Raw genomic sequence first — 18,562 nt, 5'->3', positions numbered from 1 at the left:
TTTTTCATATTAACTGATACTGTGACCATTAAAAATAAAACAGTAAGATCAAAAAATGGTGAGGATTTAAAGCCATATTTTAAATTATAAAATCAGTAGGAGTGGTCTATGTCTGTTGTTGCATTTAAACAAGTTGATGTTTTTACTTCACAAACATTTAAAGGTAATCCTGTTGCAGTCATTATGGACGCCAGTACCTTAACGTCTGAGCAGATGCAAGCCATTGCGAACTGGACCAATCTTTCTGAAACCACATTTGTATTGCCAGCCACTGATTCACAAGCTGACTATCAGGTTCGAATCTTTACTCCACAAAGCGAGTTGCCGTTTGCAGGACACCCTACCATTGGTACAGCCTATGCTTTGCTTGAGGCAGGCCTAGTTAAAGCGAAAGAAGGTCAGCTGGTACAGCAGTGCGCTGCTGGTTTGGTGACGCTGACCGTGAATGACTCAAATCATATTTCCTTTGAGTTACCTAAACCTAAAATTACACCATTAGATGCACTGCAAACCGAGAAGTTGGCCGAGATTTTAAAATGTAAAATCAATACTCAATGGAATGCCGCATTGGTGGATGTTGGAGCCCGCTGGGTTGTATTGCAAGCTGTTAATGCTGAGGCTGTTTTGGCAAGTCAGCCTGATCTAAATGCTTTAAAGCAATTTAGTTTAGATATGAAAGTAACAGGCTCTACAATTTATGGATTTTATGAAGAAAGTAATGAGCAAAAGCGCATAGAAGTTCGTTCATTTGCTCCGGCATATGGAGTTAACGAAGATCCTGTTTGTGGTAGCGGTAATGGTAGCGTGGCATCTTTCATTCGTTACCATGGTATTTTGCCTGCGCAAAATGATGTGGTGCTTTCTTCTCAGGGGCAAGCTTTAGGGCGTGAAGGACAGCTTCAACTTGAATTACATCAAGATAAAATTTTAGTGGGTGGAGCTGCTGTTACTTGTATCGACGGTACGATTAAGTTGTAAAAACAGAAATAAAAAACCGAGGACTTTGCCTCGGTTTTTTAATTAGAAAAAATCTTATTTTTCTACGAACGCACGTTCAATGACATAGTCGCCCATTTCACCCATACGAGGTGATTCAACTAAACCGTGTTGGTCAAGTAACGCAGCAACATCTTTCAAGAATGCAGGGCTACCACAAAGCATTGCGCGGTCAGTTTCACGGTTGAAACGTGGTAAACCAATTTTTTCAAATAAAGCACCAGTTTCAATTGCAGTTGTTACACGGCCTTGAGTATGGAAAGGTTCACGAGTAACGGTAGGGTAGTAAACAAGTTTGTCTTTAATACCTAATTCTTCAAAGAACTCATTGTTTGGTAATTCGTTCAAGATTAGGTCTTGATAAGCTAATTCAGAAATATAACGCGTACCGTGAACCACGATTACTTTTTCAAAGCGTTCGTAAGTTTCTGGGTCACGAATAATTGACAAGAATGGAGCAAGACCAGTACCAGAAGATAATAGATACAAGTTTTTACCAGGTAAAAGGTCATCATGAACCAATGTACCTGTTGGTTTTTTAGAAACTAAAATTTCGTCGCCAACTTGTACTTTTTGCAAAATCGAAGTTAAAGGACCGTCTTGTACTTTAATCGAGAAGAATTCTAACTCTTCTTCGTAGTTCGCACTTGCAATCGAATATGCACGCATTAACGGTTTGCCATTCACTTCAAGTCCGATCATCACGAACTGACCATTTTTAAAACGTAAGCTAGCGTCGCGTGTAGTTTTAAAACTGAAAAGGGTGTCATTCCAGTGGTGCACATGAGTAATGCGTTCAACGTTAAAAGCAGCCATTAAAGGTCTCGATCACGATTAAAAGAAAACAGGTTGCTATTCTAATCTAATTTCATTCCCGATAAACTGAATATATTTAATTGTGTTTATAAGAAAAAGTGATGATGAATTCTGTCACCCTCCCAATAGTCGGGCACATGTGCTCACCTTTTCGAGAAAAATTTGGTATTCCACGTCAGCCTAATTTGGTCAATATCGAGTCTTATATCGAAATGGTAGAACCTTATAATGACTTATTAGCTTTTGAGGGAATCGAACAATTTAGTCATCTTTGGCTCATCTGGCAGTTTCATGACAATAAAAATCAGGAGACTGCAACTAAGTTTCGGCCTCAAGTTCGCCCACCACGTCTAGGGGGCAATGAAAAAATAGGTGTGTTTGCAACACGTAGTATGTATCGTCCGGCGCCTATAGGCTTATCTGTAGTACGTTTAAACAAGGTTGAAAAAGTCGGTAAATCATTAAGAGTTTATGTTACTGGCAGTGATTTATTAAATGGCACGCCAATTTTAGATATTAAGCCTTATATTCAATATTCAGATGCAATTGTTGATGCTCAAAGTGGTTATGCGCAGGCCGAACCAGAACGAAAATCGGTCTTATGGTCTGAAAATGCATTGTCTTCCCAGCAGCCTCTTTTTAAAAATAAAGAAATTAATGCACAATATCTTGATGAATTAGAACAAGTATTGTCATTAGATCCTAGACCTGCCTATCAAGAAGACCCTGAACGAGTCTATAAAATGAAATTTTCGAATTTTGATATTCATTTTAAAGTTAATGGCAATGTCATTACAGTTGTTGATATGGTGAAAGACACATCGCTCGTGTAATAAAGCTATTTAGAACCAATGTATGTTCATCCAGAGCAAGCCAATAAATATTGTCATATGCAAAATTTGGGCAGGTATGAAAGCAAGGGCATAATGCAGTCCACCAGAAATGGCAGAGTTAATGCTCTTAGCAATTGCATGAACAGCAAAGCCACCCATGAACGCGATTAATAAAGATGTCTGAGAGTTATTTGGTTCACCTTGTACAATCACTGCTGCAATAGCGGCATGTATTTCGAACAAAGAAGCAAGTAGTGTCCCCGCGATTAAGCCTGCATTACCTAAATATAGGCTTAGGCCATAAACCCCTGCCTGAATGAGCGTAAGTGTCCCTGCAATAATAATCGCTTCTTTTAAGCTGAACATTCTGGTATCGAGTTCGGATGAAGACATACTTGGTTCTGCCTTACGTAATAAAATGAAGGCCCATACCGCTAAAAAAGCCAATGCAATGAGCGTTGGAAATATAATGAGTTTGAACCATGCCAAACTTATACCGATGACAATAATTAAGGTTTGTACCAATGTGGAAACGCATGACATTAATGCTGCACCTGCATTTGTTTTTGCATTCGCGCGACCAGAGCGTACTTCTAAGCCTAGACTCGCGATGGTGGCAGTACTTGAAACAAAACCCGAGGCTAAAGAAGAAAGTAATAAGGCATTTTTAGAGGATAAAAGCCGTTTTGCAATATGTGCGAGGGCTTGTACAAATAAAATCAACGTCAGTAACTTTAAAATCACATGAGGGTTTAGAACGGGTCCCCAAAAAGGTTTATTGGGAACTAAAGGTAAAGCAATTAGAAGTAGAGCAAGTAAAAAAATCCCGTCGCGCAACTCTGATTCGGTAATCCATTGACTGGCAATGCCGTGCATTGATTGTTTTGCCAATAAGATAATCGTCATGATCACGGCGAGTCCTGCAGCTAACGAAATATTCCAGATACAAAGTGCCCCAATGAAGTAAGTCATAATAAAGGCAAGTTCTGTAGTGACACCGGGGTCATTTGGCTGATTTTTAAGAGATACGATACTGATCGCGCCTATAAGTAGAGCGCCTACAATCCCGATTGCGGTACCAAATAAAAAACAAATTGCTCCAAGTAGGGAACTGATTGCAAAAGATCGAAAACCTGCGAAAGTTTTATATTCGTGTTTTAACTTACTTCGTTCGCGCTCCAGACCTACCAATAAGCCGCAGCCTAATGCAGCCGCAATGGTGGTAATAAACTCTTCAAAAGATACGGTTTGTAATGACATTGTCATTGGAAGATTCATAATACTTCCTCTTTGGTTTATTGTTATATGTAGATATCAGCCATTTATAAATCATGTATTCCATTTCAGTTTATGCTTTTTCTTGTATTGAGCCTAGTCTCTTTTTTAATCAAACTATCACAATAAGCATCTTTATAAATATGATCTATGACACAAAAAAATACTAAGTTGAGAATTGGATTAATTATTTGAAGTTCAAAGATATTTAAAAGCTAAACTTGGGTTTTTTATACAGGCTAAATCTAAAACTTCTCTGATATATTATAAAAATATATTGGGGAAAACACATGAATATACATGTAGAAATAGACACACATTGGTGTCTAGAACAACTATTACAAGAAGGCCGTATCACTGAACGAGATAAGTTACTTGTACAAACCACAAATAGGCAAAAAGATCAGTTGAAATGGCATCCATTACAGTGGATTGCGCATTTTAATTTAAAAGACCAACATCATGTACAAGCACATTTAAGTTTAAACCGTCTGTGCCAATGGTTTGCAGATCGGGCGCAATTACCTTTATTTGTGATTGATCCTTTAAAGGCAGATGTGAGTGCTTTAACTCAAGTCATGTCGCAAGAGTTTGCGATCCGTAATCATATTTTAGCTGTAGAAGTCCATGCGGACCGAATTGTGATAGGAACAGACCAGCCTTTTCAAACAGACTGGCTAAATAATTTAGAGAAGAGTTTGGCACCCAAAAAAATTGAACGGGTATTTCTCAACCCCGAGCAATTACAACGTTATTTACGAGAATATTATCAAGTCAGCCGAGCAGTAAACTCAGCTCAAAAAGATGCGGCTCATGACCGTGATAACAAAGGTGTAGAAGCGCTTTTACAACTTGGCGATAGCCAAAACCCTGATGCCAATGATCAGCATATTGTGAAATTGGTAGACTGGATTTTGCAATTTGCATTTGAACAGAGCGCCAGTGACATTCACATGGAACCGCGTAAAGACAATGGCAAAGTTCGGTTCCGTATCGATGGTGTTTTACATACCATTTATAACATGCCTTCAAATACTCTGACCGCCGTGATTTCTCGGATTAAAATTTTAGGGCGGCTAAATGTAGCAGAAAAGCGTAAACCGCAAGATGGTCGATTAAAAACACGTACGCCGAAAGGACAAGAAACCGAACTACGTCTATCTACCTTACCAACAGCGTTTGGTGAAAAACTGGTTATGCGTATTTTTGATCCAGATGTGTTAGTACGTTCCTTTCAGCAATTGGGTTTTGACCAGTCTTTATTACAACAATGGCAGCGTATTACGCAAAATAGTCACGGCATTATTTTGGTTACGGGGCCAACAGGTTCTGGTAAAACCACAACGCTATATTCTTCTTTAAAGCAGCTCGCAACCGAGCAGGTCAATGTTTGTACCATTGAAGATCCGATTGAAATGCTAGAGCCTAGTTTTAACCAAATGCAGGTCAATCATGCAATTGAACTGGGCTTTGCAGATGGTGTACGTGCGCTTATGCGACAAGACCCAGACATTATTATGATTGGGGAAATTCGTGACCAAGATACTGCGAATATGGCCATTCAAGCTGCACTCACAGGCCACTTGGTATTATCAACTTTACACACCAATGATGCGCCGTCTAGTTTGACCCGTTTACATGATTTAGGTGTACAACCATTTTTAACAGCCGCGACTATTTTAGGTGTATTAGCACAGCGCTTAGTGCGTAAGCTTTGCCCGCACTGCAAACAACAAACTCATATTAATGAGGAGGAATGGCAGCACCTAACATTTGACTACATTATGGAAATGCCAGAAAAAGTTTATCGGGCAGTAGGTTGTGAAGAGTGCCGGCATACGGGTTATAAAGGTCGAATCGGCATTTATGAGTTTATGCCAGTTAGTCTTGAGCTTAAGCATCTTATTAGCAGTCATGCGACATTAAATGAATTAAGAAGCCAAACTAAAAAAGAAAGTGTAGAGCCTTTAAGAATTGCAGGAGCTCGCAAAGTTATTGAAGGTTTGACCACCTTGGAAGAGGTATTGCGGGTTGTTCCATTAAATTAAGTTTTTCTTAAGATTCACCTCATCTACCGATGATGTAATTGTTTTATTCCAAGGGTAAACCAAATAACAGAGGGTAATTTTATGAAAATGCTTAAAGTAATTTTGATGACTGCGGGTATGGCAACTGCGGGTATGGTAGTAGCAAATACACCTGTGAATCAGGCAGCTATTGCTCCAGCGACAGTTACTACAGTGAAACAAGCTTTAGCATCAAAAGATAATACACCTGTAAAATTACATGGTCAGGTCGTAAAATCTTTAGGCGATGAAAAATATCAATTCCGCGATAAGAGCGGTAGCATTACAATTGATGTAGATGATGAGCTTTGGCAAGGACGTCCTGTTTCAGCCAATACAAATGTGACTTTAATTGGTGAAGTAGACATAGATTATAAGCCTTTAAAACGTGTAGAAATTGATGTGGATCAGATCCAGTTCTAATAAATTAATTTCTATATTAATTCCTTTTAGCCGCATTTAAATCATGCGGCTTTGCTTTTTTTATAAAGACTTGGCAACATCCAATCAGGATATAATAGGAAAAACAGATGAGAATTTTGCTTGCAGAAGATGATCGCTCTCAAGCTGAAAGTATTCAATCATGGTTAGAATTAGACGGTTATCAAGTAGACTGGGTAGAACGTGGTGATTATGCCCTTACAGCAATTGAGCAGCATGATTATGACTGTATTTTGCTTGATCGGGGCTTGCCCCAACTGGCTGGTGAAAAAGTTTTAACAACCATCCGCCACAAACAAAAAAACGTTCCCGTGATTTTTATTACCGCACGTGACAGCATTCATGACCGAGTAGAAGGGCTTGATTTAGGTGCAAATGATTATTTGGTTAAACCATTTAGCCTAGAAGAATTATCGGCTCGCATCCGCGCTCAATTACGTAAACAAACTCTGAGTCAGCAATCGATTTTAACGTGGGGTGATTTGCAACTTGATACACAAGCGAAAGTTGTATTATGTGCTGGTAAGACTATCGATTTAACAGCAAAAGAATTTCAAATATTACGTAAACTTATGGTTCATCCTGAGCATATTATTACCCGTGATCAATTAGAAGAAGCACTTTATGCATGGGGCGAGGAAATCGAGAGTAACGCAATCGAAGTTTTTATTTATCAGCTTCGAAAGAAAATCGGAAGCAGCAGTATTAAAACCATACGGGGGCTAGGCTACCGTATGGGAGACTTAAAATGAGATCAAATCGTTCATCCTTGCAGTCACAACTGGTTAAAACCACCATGTGGAGCAGTATTGTGGTGGGGCTACTGGCATTAAGTTTACTCACCATATTTTCGATTTATCACAACATGTCAGTACAAGATGAAATCATGGATGAAATTTCAGATACCTTACTGGTTTCTGACCTTTCTAAACACTCGATGAAGCAGTTTGACGAGCTGAGTGATGAATTTGATATTCAATATGAGTTATTAGATACAGGTCAGGTGCTTACCCATTCTCATACCTATCAGCATGAACTTTTTGAAAAAGGTAATTTATCAGAAGGTTTTTCATATTTTTGGTTTGATGGCCAATTATGGCGTAGTCTGGCTGCACAACAAGAAGATTCTCAACTACAAGTTGAAGTTTTTCAGCCCATTAGTACACGCATTGAAGAGGTATTGAAAGCACTTGCTGGATATAGTGGCCTTATGGTGCTGTTCTGGTTACTACAGTGGGTTATTGTAAGTTGGCGTACCGAACAACAATTGGCTGCGCTGAATTTACTCTCTAAACGTATTGCTCAAAAAACTGCCTCAAACTTAGAGCCAATTCAAGAACCAGATGTTATTACAGAAATTCAGCCTGTGATTGATGCTTTAAATCAGCTACTTGCAAGGCTCCAAAGGGCACTGGTTGCTGAACAGCGTTTTACTGCAGATGCTTCACATGAATTACGTTCACCTTTATCAGCCATACAAATGCGTCTTCAGGTGTTGCAACGAAAATATCAGCATATTCCAGAGCTTGAGCATGATTTTGAGCGTATTCAAGAAGACGTTTCAAGAAGTACAAAAATACTGGAAAATTTATTGTTACTCGCTCGCTTGGAACCTAATGAAACAGAGCAATTAGAACTCTCTAAGAGTGTCGTTGATTTAAATCATGTATTAGCTAGAGTGATAGATACAGTAAATATTGATGCACAAGCCAAACACATGGTAATTGAGACAAACATTCTGTCAAATGAAACCAAAACATTTGCAAATGAAGAGCTCATGTTTATTGCTTTTAGAAATCTATTTGATAACGCTATTCGTTATAGTCCGGCTTTGGGTGCTATTCATGTTGAGCTAAGCCAGTACCAGCAAAAGCTGAAGATTTCTATAGAAGATACTGGGAATGGTGTGGATGATGAGGTCTTAAGGCGTTTAGGACAGCGTTTTTTTCGTGTATTAGGGACAAAGCAACAAGGCTCAGGGTTAGGGTTATCAATTACTAAAAAAATTATTCAACTCCATGGTGGGGAATTACATTTTATGCATGCAAGCCAAGGTGGCTTAAAAGTTGAAGTAATACTGCCTTTTAACCGTGAAATACAAAAATAGCATGGTTGCCCATGCTATCCATTTTTTGTTTTCCCACGAATATTATTGAAACGCGAGGATCGTTCTTATTTAGTTAAAATGAGACGGTTATTGCGAGTAAGGCGTAAACGATATTCCTCGCCAGCATGCATAATTCGAATTTCACGACCTAAGGCGAATAGGTTGTTAGAATGCAGCATTGGTAAGGCATGAGCTGAATCTGTATTGCGTGTAAATAAGCTAAAAGGTGCGTTCATTTGTTGTGCTCCGTGGTATATTCTTGAACGATTTGAATGATAATCATTATCGAATAGATCTGTCAATGAGATTTTAAAGATTTTATAAATTGATAAAATTTGCTTACACTTGTGAAAAATTTTAGTGAGTAGAAAAATGCCCAAACCGATTGTCGATGTCGCAATAGCTATCTTAATTCATCGTGGAAAAATATTAGTGGGATGGCGTGGTGAACAGCAGCATCAAGGTGGAAAGCATGAGTTTCCTGGTGGAAAGGTAGAGCAGGGTGAAACGCCTGAAGAAGCCTGCCGCCGTGAAATTTATGAAGAAGTCGGTATTGGTTTAAAAGATTGGCATCAATTTGATTATATTCACCATGAATATGATGACATTATTGTCAACCTTCATTTGTTCCATAGTTATGTACCTGATGAGTTATTAAATCTTATTCATCAGCCTTGGACATGGTATACACGTGAACAGCTACTTCACCTAAACTTCCCGAAAGCCAATAAAGATATTATTAAAAGATTGTATTGGCCTCATTTTACTAAAATTAGTCATACACTTACATCTGTAGCGAATAGTGATGCTTTATTGTATTGGCGTATAGAAGATGAATTTGGCCCGCGAGAAGTAGAACAATTAACGGCCTTAGATGAAGGGCAACGATCAAATTTAATTATAAATGTAGATATTTGGCAGCAATTGAGCTCCGAATTAAAAAAACAGATCAAGACTGTTCATTTAAAACAATCTCAGCTCATGAGTTTACATAAAGGTGACTTAGAGGTAGGAATACGTTTTATTGCTGCTTGTCACGATGCAGTTTCTTTACAACATGCTCAGCAAATTGGCTGTGATGCCGTTTTTGTTAGTCCTGTAAAAGTGACGGCTACTCATCCGGACGTTAGTGCATTAGGATGGGATCGTTTTGCTGATTTAATCGAGAAGTGCCAAATTCCCGTATTTGCTTTGGGAGGCATGAGTCCTGATGATTTAGCCACAGCACAACAACATGGTGCATATGGCTTGGCGGGTATTCGTAATTTTTAATAACAAATAAAGCATTAAAAGCTAGAAAGCTTTCAATGCTTGTTGTGCTTCTTGAACAGTTTTTGGGTTGTTGCGCTGTTGTCCAGCTTTTAAAATGACCAACCAAAGTTGTTTTTTCATGGCTTGACTCTGCGCAAAGCTTAAACCACGTCTTGCAAGAGACTCAGCGTTAGAATATTGCTGTTTATGATTTGCAGTTAATGCCAGAAATAAATAGGTCTCGGCTGCCTGTGGCGCTAAACGCTGTGCTTGAAGAGCGTAGCGCTCAGCCTCGGACCATTGTTGGTTTTTGTAAGCCTGCTCGGTTTTTTGCATTAAAGTTTTAAAAGCGGGTAACTGGCTTCCATCATCATTAAAGCGTTGCGGCTTTTTCTGCTGAGGAACAATCACTTGTAAACTTTTACGTTGAATTTCCGGATGATCATAAGGTGTAATTTTTACACCAGATGAGGACTCGGACTTCTTCTTTTCAGAAACAGGAGGTGTTTTCTCTTTTGGAGCTGAATGATCTGGTAAAGTTGTACAGCCGACCATAAGTACAGCACCAATATAAAAAACACCTTTCTTTAACATATTCTGTTTCCTGTTAACGCTTAGTTGTTATAACTACCACTTGAAATGATTCGTGTGTTATTCGACAGATCTTGTTCCATCTGGTTTTCACTTTCACGAATATAACTGTCGGTATTATCATCCTGAGGCTCAGGAATTGTGTTATCACTTTGTGGCGTATATGTTGGATCAACTTGATAATACGGTGCTCCACATGGCGTAGCACGATGTGGGACTGTATGCGCTAGCATTGGAATATACATGGCACCATCACAAGCTTGTGCCGATAAGTCACCCGATGCACGGTCAATCCATTGCCACTGTACAGAGTCTGGTTGACGTAAGTTTACTGGTGTCTGGCGTAATTGTTTCATCACATTAATCCATACTGGTAATGCACCAGATGAACCTGTTAAACCAGTTACTTTATTGTCATCTAAACCTAACCATACTACTGCAACATGATTACCTGAATAGCCGGCAAACCATGAGTCACGTGTATCGTTAGTCGTACCTGATTTACCCGCTAATTTTAAAGCTGGAGATAAGCTGTTATAGGCTGCACGTCCTGTACCTGATGACATGACCTGTTGTAAACCATAGTTCATGATATAACCGACAGATGGATCAATGGTTTGTTGTACGTTTAGACCATAACGATCAAGTAAACGTCCATTTGCATCTACAACAGAACGAATCGCACGAGTCGGATATTTGAAACCGCCTGTAGCAAAGTTTTCATAAATACCAAGTACTTCCATTGGTGACATATTAACTGCACCCAGGAAAATAGAAGGGTAGGCCGGGATTGTCGATTCAACACCAAACTTTCTTAAGTTATTGGTAAATGTAGATAACCCGAACTCTTGACCTAAGCGCACAGCAGAAAGGTTATAAGAGTTTGCTAAGGCTTCACTTAAACTCACAATTCCATGACCACCGCCGCTATAGTTCTTCGGTGTCCAGCTTTTACCGCCGTCTACTGGAACACTAATTGGAGCGTCTTCAATCTGGCTTGCCCAGTTATAACGTCCAGATTCAATTGCGCTCAAATAAATGACAGGTTTCAATAAAGAACCGACTTGGCGTTTTGCATCTAAGGCACGGTTAAAGCCGGTAAAGTCTTGCGTTGACCCGACAGCTGCAATTAATTCACCATTTTCAGGATGGGCAATCAGTACAGCCCCTTGCAGGTTTTTCAAGCGAGCAGGGTTGCTATTAGCTAAGCGCTCTACAGAAGCTTTAAAAGCATTTTGAACTTGTGTTTGAGCAATTGGGTCCAAGGTCGTAAAAATACGTAATCCTTGATTGGTTAAATCACTTTCCTGATATTCGGTACGTAATTGACGACGCACAATATCTAAAAAGTCAGGGAATTTTGCTGGACCTAGGCTTGGCTTGCTTAAAACATTTAAAGGGCGCGCAATTTCAGTTTCATACTCTGCTTGAGTTAAATACCCCATGACACGCATATTATTTAATACTGTATCGCGACGATTTTTTGCTCCTTCGGGGTTTTTCCAAGGGTTATATAAAGATGGACCTTGAACCAAACCGACTAAATAAGCTTGTTGTGCAACATTAAGCTCACGTAGTGGTAAACCGAAATAAAACTGAGAGGCCAATCCATAACCATTGATTGAATAGTTACCGTTTTGGCCTAAATTCACTTCATTTAAATATGCTTCTAAAATTTCATCTTTGCTGTAATGCAACTCAATAAGTAAAGCCATTAATGCTTCATTAACTTTACGTTTAAGTGTGCGTTCAGGGGTTAGATAGAAGTTTTTGACTAACTGTTGGGTGAGGGTCGAACCACCTTGGCGACGTCCTCCAGTTACATTACTTACCAAAGCACGTGCTGTACCACGAATCGAAATACCGTGGTGATGATAAAAGTTACGGTCTTCTGTAGAAATTAAAGCTTCAATAAGTGGTTTAGGAACACTATTAAGCTTAATCAAAACGCGGTCTTCATTATGTTGAGGATAAATGCCCCCAATTAATAAAGGTTCTAAACGGGCAACCCCCGTTGAGGAAGGTTTTGTACTGCGAACTTCTACAACTTGGTCGTTTGCAAAACTCAGTTCTAAAACCTGTTCAGGCTCTACGCTGTCGCCATAGTCGAAACCACGTGTATGGACATACATGTTGCTGCCTTGAGCAACATAGGTTCCAGACTTGTCATAATTACTTGAAGTTTTGTAACCTAGTAATTTTAATTCTTGGGTGAAATTTGCTTGAGTAATTGGCGCATTATTATAAATTTCTAAAGGTCGAGCAAACACCTTGGCCGGAATGTCCCAGCGCTGTCCCTCAAATTTTTCACGTATAATATTATCTAAACGAATCAGATAGATACTAAGAGCAATAAAAGCACCAATCACCAAAATGGAAAAAATTAGCGCGAAGAAACCGATACCACGTTCAAACTTCATATAAATGAGATAAAACCCTAAACAATGCGTTAATGATGCGATAGCTTGTCATCAATTTGCAATGATAAAACTGTGAATAAATGGAAAACTTAGATTGAATTTTACAGTATCTTGTTGTTATGTTTTTTTAAATTAATCTGGTTAATGTTATGATAGCGTAGAATCGCAGCGGAGCTTACTCATTCGTGCAAATTTCACATAAGTCCTTCAGAAACGTCGGGTTAATTGGTCGACCAGATAAATCATCAGTTGTAGAAACACTATGTTTAATTCATGACCATTTGCTAAGTTTAGGCCTAAACCCCATTTTTGATCAGGAAACTGCCGAATTAGTGCCCTATGATCATGCGCAAGTCGTTAGTCGTCACTTATTAGGTGAAGTCGCTGATCTGGTGATTGTTGTAGGTGGAGATGGTTCATTGCTTCATGCAGCCAGAGCTTTAGTTCGCTACAATACGCCTGTAATCGGGATTAACCGTGGACGTTTAGGTTTTTTAACCGATATTAAGCCTTCGGAAGCTATTTTTAAGCTTGATCAGGTTTTACAAGGTCATTTCCAACTTGACCGCCGTTTCTTGCTTGAAATGGAAGTACGTACCAATGGTGAAGTCATTTATGATGCAATTGCTTTAAATGATGTCGTACTACACTCTGGTAAGTCGGTACATATGATCGATTTTGAACTCAATATCGATGGGCAATATGTTTATCGCCAGCATAGTGATGGTTTAATTGTTTCGACACCAACCGGTTCAACTGCTTATGCTTTATCAGGTGGTGGACCAATTTTATATCCAAGTATGGATGCTATTGCATTAGTTCCTATGCATCCCCATACATTATCTTCACGCCCGATCGTAGTTGGTGGGCAAAGTGAAATTAAAATCGTCATTCGCGAAAATCGGGTATTACCGATGGTAAGTGCAGATGGACAACATAGTGTCTCTCTCAATGTCGGTGATAGTTTGCACATCCGCAAACACCCATTTAAATTAAGTTTATTACACCCACCTGGTTATGATTTCTATATGGCTTGTCGTACCAAATTGGGTTGGAACCAAGATTTTGAATCTTTTCAAAGAGATGAATCATGAATATTGAACAAATGCTATCTGTTTTAAACCCTGAGATTGTAGAGCGTTTAAAAACAGCAGTAGAAATTGGTAAATGGCCAAATGGTGTTGCTTTAACGAAAGAACAGCGTGAAACATGTATGCAAGCTGTTATTGCTTGGGAGTTAAAGAACTTACCAGAAGAACAGCGTAGTGGTTATATTGACCGTGGTACAAAAGAAGAGGGCGAGGTTTGTGAAGATGATCATCACAAGCATGAGCCTGAATTTAAACCGATTCGTTTTGTTTAAAACTTAATAAGATAGAAAAATTATTTTTGGTTATTCCATACAGCCTTATATAGCATGTTTTTCATAAGTTATAGCATATAGGCTTTTATTACTTTTGAAGGATCAAAAGTAACCAAAAATCCTCTGTATCACTGACGATACTTCCTGTATCGCAGTGATACGGTCGACATCCATGTCGACCTTCACGATAGCATTTGTTAACTACGAATTAAGATTGCTTAAATTTCGTGTTTCCCATAATACTTTTGCTTTTTGCATCGCTTCCTCGAAATTAGAAACCACGCCCATGGTATATAACGCAATACCCATGGTTTCTGTTACGGCCATTTCCCCATATTCGTGATGCTGTTGACCGAGCCAAACAGCTTTAAAGGTTGCTAAGTCTAACTCTTCTTCAATTGGGCTACGTTCAGGCGTAAGCTTTGGCAACTCATGCTCATAGAGTTCACCATTTTTAATTCCGCAAATCAGCGTTTTCGCGTCTGGGTTTCGCTCGAATTCGCCGCCTTCGCCTTTAATGACAGCACTATTTTGATAGCCTAAGCGAAGTGCACTATGCTGATGAGAAGTTCTGTAAGCAGGATGGAATATTGCTTGTAAGGTAGCCTTAGCGTTAAAAGGATTAATTAAACGGGCCAAAGTATGAATAGGTGAACGCAATCCCATAACATTTCTTAGAGATATCAATTCGCTTAAAACCAGTGAAATCACGTCTAGCGGTAAGTAAGCAAAACTTTGTTCTGCCAATTGGGTGCGAACTTCTTGTTCAGAATGGCAAATTTTATAATCTAAATATTCCAAAACTTGTTCGGTATAAACCCGGTTTATGGTATGTCCGGAAGCGCCATGCATTACGATTTTATAACCGTGATGAGCAAGGGTAAGAGCCGCTAATAAAAACCAAGGATAATGTTTACGTTTACCGGCATAAGATGACCAATCTAAGTCAACTTCTAAAGGTGCAAAATGAAGCTGGTCTTTGGTGGCTTGTACAAAACCTGCAAGTTCATCAATCGATTCTTCTTTAACACGTAGCAGCATTAAAAAAGCACCCAACTGAACGTCAAGAACTTCGCCTTTTAAAATCATAGTAAAAGCCTGATAGGCTTCTTCATAACTCAGTGAGCGAGATCCAGTTTTCCCCTTACCTAAAATACGGACATATTGAGCAAAGGGATGTTCAGCATCTTTATAAATATTACGTTTAGTATTCATGGCAATTCAAAACAGTAAAAATAAGGGGAGTAGGCAGCTCAAAATGAAATGTCTACAAGGACTTATCAATATGACATAAAAAACTGATGAAAAAATATCAAAAGTGTTTCTCATACTAAAGTCTTAAGGCTGCATGAGTATTTTTTGTGCGTATTAGCCAAAATTTTAATCGAATCGTTATTTAATTCGAGTAAACTTCATGTGCTTTTTTGAGCACTCATATCATAATTTTCTGTGATTCTCCTATATCTTCAGCTTTTTATTGAAAAAGTAAGAGGTTATTTCTAGCTACTCAAAGTAGTTAGAAACTTCAGGTATTCTCCTGTTTTAGAAAACAGTTTTTTGTTTTCATTGAGGTAGTAGGAAGGTTTTTGTTTCTAAAAAACCGTTTCCCTTTTGCGGTGTTCATGTGAAAGGTTAGGGCTGTGTATTCGTAAAGAATAGACGTTTCATTTTGATATTTCCAACGGACTTGGAAATATAGATTGAAGTAAAGTTATGGCTAAAAAACCGATTTATAAATCACTTTATTTTCAAGTGATTATTGCGATTATTGCGGGTGTTTTGGTAGGGCATTTCTCACCAAGTACAACGCAAATTGTTAATGGTGTTGAACAACATATTCCAGGTTTAGGTGAGCAACTCAAGCCATTAGGTGATGCTTTTATTCGTTTGATTAAAATGATCATCGCACCTGTTATTTTCTGTACAGTAGTAAGTGGTATTGCTGGTATGGAAAGCATGAAGTCAGTTGGTAAAACTGGCGGTGTTGCGTTGTTATACTTCGAGATCGTTTCAACAATCGCGCTTCTGATTGGCCTTGTGGTGATTAACATTGCAAAGCCAGGCGTAGGAATGAATGTTGATCCTGCAACTCTGGACACTTCAGGTATCCAAAAATACGTCACTTCTGGTGAGTCACAATCTACCATTGATTTCTTGATGCACATCATCCCGGATACGGTGGTTGGTGCATTTGCAAATGGTGAAATCTTACAGGTCCTTCTTTTTGCAATACTATTTGGTTTTGCACTTCATAAGTTAGGTGATGCAGGACGCCCAGTTTTAAAGTTAATTGATCAAATTGCACACGTGTTCTTTAACATTGTGAATATGATTATGAAGCTTGCGCCAATTGGTGCATTTGGGGCAATGGCGTTTACTATCGGTAAATATGGTGTAGGTTCACTGGTACAGTTAGGCCAGCTCATTATCTGCTTCTATATTACGTGTTTACTCTTTATTTTCTTAATTTTGGGTACAATCAGCCGCATTAGTGGATTCAGTATTCTGAAAATGATTCGCCTGATTCGTGAAGAACTATTAATTGTACTTGGTACATCTTCTTCTGAATCTGTTTTGCCTCGCATGTTACGTAAACTCGAAATTGCAGGTTGTGAAAAGTCGGTTGTTGGTTTAGTTATTCCAACAGGTTATTCATTTAACCTTGATGGTACGTCAATCTATTTGACTATGGCTGCAATCTTTATTGCTCAGGCAACGAATACACAGCTTGATATTCAACATCAAATCACTTTGTTGCTGGTACTCCTAATCTCATCTAAAGGTGCAGCGGGTGTAACAGGCTCTGGCTTTATTGTTATGGCAGCAACTTTATCTGCAGTAGGACATATTCCGGTAGCTGGTTTGGCATTGATTTTAGGTATTGACCGCTTCATGTCAGAAGCACGTGCTTTAACCAATCTTGTTGGTAACTCTTTGGCAACGATTGTAGTTGCAAAATGGGTGGGTGCTTTAGACAAAGATAAGCTCAATGATGCTTTAAACAATCCAGATGAAGTTGACAGAAAAATGTTGGCTCCCAAAAATCCCCAGGTTGCAGAAGGTTTAGATTAATTCAGATCTACCTATATAAAAAGGAAGCTTTGGCTTCCTTTTTTATTGGCTGACTGAAAAGTACAGTTTAAATGAGCAGCTAAGCCATGACAGTTGTGTAAAAAATGATTAGCATGCACAGCAATGAGATTCGATAAAACAATAAAGCCGAAGGAAAATATTATGTTGGCATATGATGCAGATTTAGAATTATTCCGTGATAATTTTAAACGTTTTATGAATGAGCATATTGCTCCACATTATGACCAATGGGAACGTGAAGGAATTATGCCACGTTCAGTTTGGTCTCAACTGGGCGAAAATGGTTTTTTATGTGTGGATGTCCCAGAAGAATATGGTGGTTATGGCGTCCCAACATATTATTCATTAATGTTAGTTGAAGAATCGGCTCGTGCTGGATTTTGCGCATTATCAACTGCTATTTCTTGTCACTCTGAGATTGCGGCGCCTTATATTTTACATATTGGGACCGAAGAACAAAAACAATACTGGTTACCGAAAATGGTAACAGGTGAAGTAGTCGGAGCAATTGGTATGACAGAACCGGGTGCCGGTTCAGACTTACAGTCAATGCGTACCAGTGCCATTTTGCAAGATGACCATTATTTGCTAAATGGTTCTAAAACGTTTATTTCAAATGGACAACATGCTGACCTTGTAGTGCTTGCAGTAAAAACCGATCCGCAAGCGCGTGCGAAAGGTGTATCGTTATTATTGGTGGATACTCACCTAGAAGGTTTCAAAAAAGGAACTAACCTCGACAAAATCGGATTGCATTCTCAAGACACATCTGAGCTATTTTTTGACAATGTTAAGGTTCCTAAAAATCAGTTACTCGGACAAGCTGGACAAGGTTTTGCTTATTTAATGCAAGAATTACCGCGCGAACGTACGGCTATCGCATCGACAGCGGTTGGCGCTATTCGTGGTGCAATTGATTTGGCAACTGCTTATGTAAAAGAACGTTATGCATTTGGTCAACCTATTTCACAGTTCCAAAATACTCGTTTTGTTTTAGCACAAGCAAAAATTGATGAGCTTGCGACAACAGCTTTCTATGAGCGAAATGTTGCTTTATATCAAGAAGGTAAACTTGATGTTGAGACGGCTGCAGCACTGAAAAGTTTTAGTACAGATATGCAAATGAAGGTGGCGGATAACCTATTACAACTGTTTGGTGGTTATGGTTATATGACTGAATATCCAATTTCACGCTTCTTTGTAGATGCCCGTATTCAACGTATTTACGGCGGTACAAATGAAATTATGAAAGAAATCGTAGCACGTGGATTAATCGGTAAAGCTTAATAATAGTTTCAAAAAAGCCTACC

At 38.9% G+C, this 18,562-nt stretch carries 17 protein-coding genes; 11 read left to right on the top strand and 6 right to left on the bottom strand.

Translation table 11 applies throughout. The features are described 5' to 3' along the window. Positions 1-108 precede the first annotated feature (108 nt). Entirely contained in the window at positions 109-978 is an 870-nt protein-coding gene (locus MKL36_RS08965) for a PhzF family phenazine biosynthesis protein (RefSeq protein WP_021511568.1), read from the top strand. A gap of 54 nt (positions 979-1,032) precedes the next feature. Here the strand turns inward: MKL36_RS08965 and MKL36_RS08960 are convergent, their stop codons facing one another. Continuing rightward, positions 1,033-1,812, bottom strand: a complete 780-nt coding sequence (locus tag MKL36_RS08960) for a ferredoxin--NADP reductase (RefSeq protein ID WP_000718711.1) — start codon at positions 1,810-1,812, stop codon at positions 1,033-1,035. A gap of 104 nt (positions 1,813-1,916) precedes the next feature. Here MKL36_RS08960 and tsaA point away from each other — a divergent pair, with 104 nt between their 5' ends. Then, complete coding sequence (tsaA, locus tag MKL36_RS08955) at positions 1,917-2,645, top strand: tRNA (N6-threonylcarbamoyladenosine(37)-N6)-methyltransferase TrmO (RefSeq protein ID WP_004746622.1); 729 nt, start codon at positions 1,917-1,919, stop codon at positions 2,643-2,645. Positions 2,646-2,654: 9 nt separating this feature from the next. Here the strand turns inward: tsaA and MKL36_RS08950 are convergent, their stop codons facing one another. Further along, entirely contained in the window at positions 2,655-3,923 is a 1,269-nt protein-coding gene (locus tag MKL36_RS08950; RefSeq protein ID WP_001052947.1) for an MgtC/SapB family protein, read from the bottom strand. Positions 3,924-4,210: 287 nt separating this feature from the next. Here MKL36_RS08950 and MKL36_RS08945 point away from each other — a divergent pair, with 287 nt between their 5' ends. The 4 genes from MKL36_RS08945 (at position 4,211) to MKL36_RS08930 (ending at position 8,534) form a co-directional block, all read left to right on the top strand. After that, positions 4,211-5,968: a GspE/PulE family protein gene (locus MKL36_RS08945; protein WP_002157636.1), complete on the top strand. Its 1,758-nt coding sequence runs from the start codon at positions 4,211-4,213 to the stop codon at positions 5,966-5,968. A gap of 81 nt (positions 5,969-6,049) precedes the next feature. Then, on the top strand, positions 6,050-6,409 hold the full coding sequence (locus MKL36_RS08940) for a NirD/YgiW/YdeI family stress tolerance protein (protein WP_021511570.1): 360 nt from the start codon (positions 6,050-6,052) through the stop codon (positions 6,407-6,409). Positions 6,410-6,516: 107 nt separating this feature from the next. Next, the gene (locus MKL36_RS08935) at positions 6,517-7,179 is read left to right on the top strand and encodes a response regulator transcription factor (protein ID WP_001221449.1); all 663 of its coding nucleotides are present in this window, start codon (positions 6,517-6,519) and stop codon (positions 7,177-7,179) included. Further along, positions 7,176-8,534, top strand: coding sequence for a sensor histidine kinase (locus tag MKL36_RS08930; RefSeq protein ID WP_021511571.1), 1,359 nt, complete (start codon positions 7,176-7,178; stop codon positions 8,532-8,534). Before MKL36_RS08935 ends, MKL36_RS08930 begins: the two co-directional genes overlap by 4 nt. Positions 8,535-8,599: 65 nt before the next feature. Here MKL36_RS08930 and hemP read toward each other — a convergent pair whose 3' ends face one another. Further along, a complete protein-coding gene (gene hemP, locus MKL36_RS08925; RefSeq protein WP_000993415.1) occupies positions 8,600-8,770 on the bottom strand; it encodes a hemin uptake protein HemP in 171 nt (56 codons plus the stop codon). 136 nt (positions 8,771-8,906) lie between these two features. Between hemP and MKL36_RS08920 the strand changes: the two genes are divergently transcribed. Further along, positions 8,907-9,806, top strand: a complete 900-nt coding sequence (locus MKL36_RS08920; RefSeq protein WP_021511572.1) for an NUDIX domain-containing protein — start codon at positions 8,907-8,909, stop codon at positions 9,804-9,806. Positions 9,807-9,827: 21 nt separating this feature from the next. Here the strand turns inward: MKL36_RS08920 and MKL36_RS08915 are convergent, their stop codons facing one another. Together MKL36_RS08915 and mrcB are read right to left on the bottom strand one after the other, a co-directional pair. Next, positions 9,828-10,379 carry a tetratricopeptide repeat protein gene (locus tag MKL36_RS08915; protein WP_000913439.1) on the bottom strand — a complete coding sequence of 184 codons (552 nt, stop codon included), beginning with the start codon at positions 10,377-10,379 and terminating at the stop codon, positions 9,828-9,830. Positions 10,380-10,399: 20 nt separating this feature from the next. Continuing rightward, positions 10,400-12,796: a penicillin-binding protein 1B gene (mrcB, locus tag MKL36_RS08910; protein ID WP_000667412.1), complete on the bottom strand. Its 2,397-nt coding sequence runs from the start codon at positions 12,794-12,796 to the stop codon at positions 10,400-10,402. Between the two features lie 185 nt (positions 12,797-12,981). Between mrcB and MKL36_RS08905 the strand changes: the two genes are divergently transcribed. Together MKL36_RS08905 and MKL36_RS08900 are read left to right on the top strand one after the other, a co-directional pair. Next, a complete protein-coding gene (locus MKL36_RS08905; RefSeq protein WP_021511573.1) occupies positions 12,982-13,890 on the top strand; it encodes an NAD(+) kinase in 909 nt (302 codons plus the stop codon). Then, positions 13,887-14,159, top strand: a complete 273-nt coding sequence (locus MKL36_RS08900) for a YeaC family protein (RefSeq protein WP_001019667.1) — start codon at positions 13,887-13,889, stop codon at positions 14,157-14,159. The genes MKL36_RS08905 and MKL36_RS08900 overlap by 4 nt, the downstream gene beginning before the upstream one ends. Before the next feature lie 201 nt (positions 14,160-14,360). Here MKL36_RS08900 and MKL36_RS08895 read toward each other — a convergent pair whose 3' ends face one another. Beyond that, positions 14,361-15,374, bottom strand: coding sequence for a glycosyl transferase family protein (locus tag MKL36_RS08895; protein WP_021511574.1), 1,014 nt, complete (start codon positions 15,372-15,374; stop codon positions 14,361-14,363). A 498-nt stretch (positions 15,375-15,872) separates the two neighbouring features. Between MKL36_RS08895 and MKL36_RS08890 the strand changes: the two genes are divergently transcribed. Further along, positions 15,873-17,231: a dicarboxylate/amino acid:cation symporter gene (locus tag MKL36_RS08890; protein ID WP_001085436.1), complete on the top strand. Its 1,359-nt coding sequence runs from the start codon at positions 15,873-15,875 to the stop codon at positions 17,229-17,231. Between the two features lie 162 nt (positions 17,232-17,393). After that, complete coding sequence (locus MKL36_RS08885; RefSeq protein ID WP_000881870.1) at positions 17,394-18,539, top strand: acyl-CoA dehydrogenase family protein; 1,146 nt, start codon at positions 17,394-17,396, stop codon at positions 18,537-18,539. The last annotated feature ends 23 nt before the right edge of the window (positions 18,540-18,562 follow it).

The organism is Acinetobacter sp. AOR12_HL (assembly GCF_027855275.1).
Taxonomy (GTDB): domain Bacteria; phylum Pseudomonadota; class Gammaproteobacteria; order Pseudomonadales; family Moraxellaceae; genus Acinetobacter; species Acinetobacter baumannii.
This window is presented reverse-complemented; position numbering and strand designations above follow the sequence as displayed.